This is a genomic window from Mesorhizobium sp. M0060 (assembly GCF_040323155.1).
In the GTDB taxonomy this organism is placed as follows: Bacteria; Pseudomonadota; Alphaproteobacteria; order Rhizobiales; family Rhizobiaceae; genus Mesorhizobium.
The window spans coordinates 1-2,340 of the sequence record NZ_JAMYUP010000141.1 but is presented as its reverse complement, the minus strand read 5'-3'; the positions used below and the strand labels follow the sequence as shown (position 1 = coordinate 2,340).

At 59.4% G+C, this 2,340-nt stretch carries 2 protein-coding genes; one reads left to right on the top strand and one right to left on the bottom strand.

Translation table 11 applies throughout. From position 1 onward, the window contains the following. Positions 1-426 precede the first annotated feature (426 nt). Positions 427-1,356, bottom strand: a complete 930-nt coding sequence (locus NKJ94_RS37200) for a class I SAM-dependent DNA methyltransferase (RefSeq protein WP_352532731.1) — start codon at positions 1,354-1,356, stop codon at positions 427-429. Positions 1,357-1,581: 225 nt separating this feature from the next. On the opposite strand from NKJ94_RS37200, the gene NKJ94_RS37195 reads away from it, so the two are divergent. Next, positions 1,582-2,340, top strand: a 759-nt coding sequence (locus tag NKJ94_RS37195; protein WP_352532729.1) for a serine hydrolase domain-containing protein, incomplete at its 3' end; no start/stop codon positions are given.

The following is a 2,340-nucleotide window of genomic DNA, read 5'->3' as shown; positions in this document are numbered from 1 at the left end:
GCCATCCGCTCGTACTTCATGCCCAAGCGGGTCAAAGCGGCCCGCATCTGAATCCTGCCTCTGTCAAGCAAGGACAGTCGTGCGGTGCTCGTGACGCTTACGTCTAAGAGCGCCGCAGGCGCATCGGGCATTGGCCATGGAAACTCCTCCCGCTTGCACGGTGAGATTACGTTGGATTAAGGGCTGAAGCGCAGGCCCGAACCGCAATAAATCGCGGCAGGCGATGCGAAGGGGCAGAGACCTGATGCAGTTGCAGGCTCGCAGAAGCACCAACCTAGATCGCCGAAAAGCCGAAGTCTAGAGGAACCCCATCTGACCGCTTCGAGGTCGTCTGGGGAACGGCAACTTTTTGATCATTTCGCCGATTCGGCCCAAAATTGAACGAGCGGCAAGCGGCTCTGTCTGTTGGTGAGCGGACTGTCCGCCTCAATGCATTGCGAACGTGATGATCTCGGGGCTTGTGGGACTTGGCGCCCTACCGTCAAAGTCGCCGAACTGCTGTTCGATCCTCAAACCTGCATCCTCTAGCAGTTTGCGCAGCGCATCCGCGTCCAAGAATCGCAAGGTGCTCTGGCTCACCTGCGGGAGGCTTGGGTGCTCACCGCTGAAGGTATGCGTGAACGTAATCGTTCGGCCGTTGAAACCGGAAACCAACTCCGTCGTGATCAGCACAGAAGACCCGCCTGGTCCTTCAACACTGACTGCATTCTCCGGTGTCCAGCATTCCCAAGCGCGTGCCAAAGGGTTTCGCAATTCAAAGGCAAAGCGCCCGCCCGCCACAAGGGCACGCCTGACGGCCACCACGAAGTCTCGCTGTTCCTCATCGCTGGCCATGGACTGAAACGCGTGGCCGGTCATGACAATCAGGTCGAATTGAGCCACCCAGTCTTGCGACTGGAGGTAACCGAGAACCCATTCGATGTCAGAATGTTTACGTGCGCGATCCAGTACTCCCGGTGCCGGGTCGATGCCGCAGAGCCGCCCTGGATGACCGGCCTTGCGGGCCTCGTGAAGGAGGGTTCCTGTTCCGCATCCAACATCAAGCACCGAGTTTGCCGCCATGATGCGGGGCAGATAGAAATCATAGTCATCACGTGCAGCCCTTGGGTGCCAAGCGTCGTAGACGGCAGCGAGGAATGAGTCGTTGTAAAAGCGATCAACCAACGATTGAATACTCCTGATAGGCCGAAGCGGCTTTACACTGCAAGATCGGTGAAGACGAAGCGTCCCGGCCCCTCGGCCATCAGGACCCCATGCAGCAGGCCATAGGGCCTCGCGATGGGCCATATAATTGGCTTCGATGACTTTCTGGTTGGCCGCCAGCCCGTTGGCGAACAACTCCTGATTGGATGCCATTTGCCGTCCGGGCTTGGAAAGTTGACGTTCTCCCGCGCAGTCCCATCCAATTGCCGCCCGCGTATGTAACGCGGATACTTCGCCAGGTCCCGAAATCACATGCGCGCAGCCGCCGTCTCTGTCTGATCTTTGGACTTAAACATATCAGTAGAAAATAACCGTAACCATCTTTCATCTTGCCGCGTATGGTCCGATCATCTGCCGGTGCAAGTTTGAGGACATGCAATGAAGAAGGCCGCTGCTCTCCTGGTACTTTCCCTCGTTACCATGCTGCCCGCCATGGCAGCCGCGCAGTCCTACGTGCCGGAGCTTGGACCATCGCCGCCGCAGGATGCTATGCAGCTGTATCCCGGCGGTGTCGAGAAGGCTGTGGCCGCCCTGCCGGACATCGTCAAGAAAGTCAAGGAAGCATCCAATGTTCCCGGCTTCGCCGTGGCGGTGGTGCATGGCGGCAAGATGATCTTTGACGAAGGCTATGGCCTTCGCGACAACCGGGACGACACCTCTAAGGTCAGCAGCACTACCATTTTCCAGGTCGCCTCGGTGTCGAAGTCGATCTCGGCCACGGTGGCCGCCATCGCCATGACGAAGGACCACAGCTTCGACTGGGATACCCCGGTCGGCAAGGTCTGGGACGGCTTCCACCTCAATCTCGACTATGTCTCGGGCAACGCCACCATCGGCGATTTCTTCGCCCATCGCTCGGGCCTGCCGATGGCGGCGGGCGACGAGCTCGAGGATCTCGGCTTCCAGCGCAAGCAGGTCGTCGGGGGCCTGTGGATGGTGCCGCTCGATCCCTTCCGCATCTCCTATCACTACGCCAATTTCGGCACGACGATCGGCGCCGAGGCAGTGGCCCACGCCGAGAAACAGGATTGGGAGCCGCTGGCCAAGAGCCTGCTGTTCGATCCGCTCGGCATGCGCTCGAGCAGCTATCGGCACGAGGACTTCATTGCCGCCGGCAACAACCGCGCCCTGCTGCAT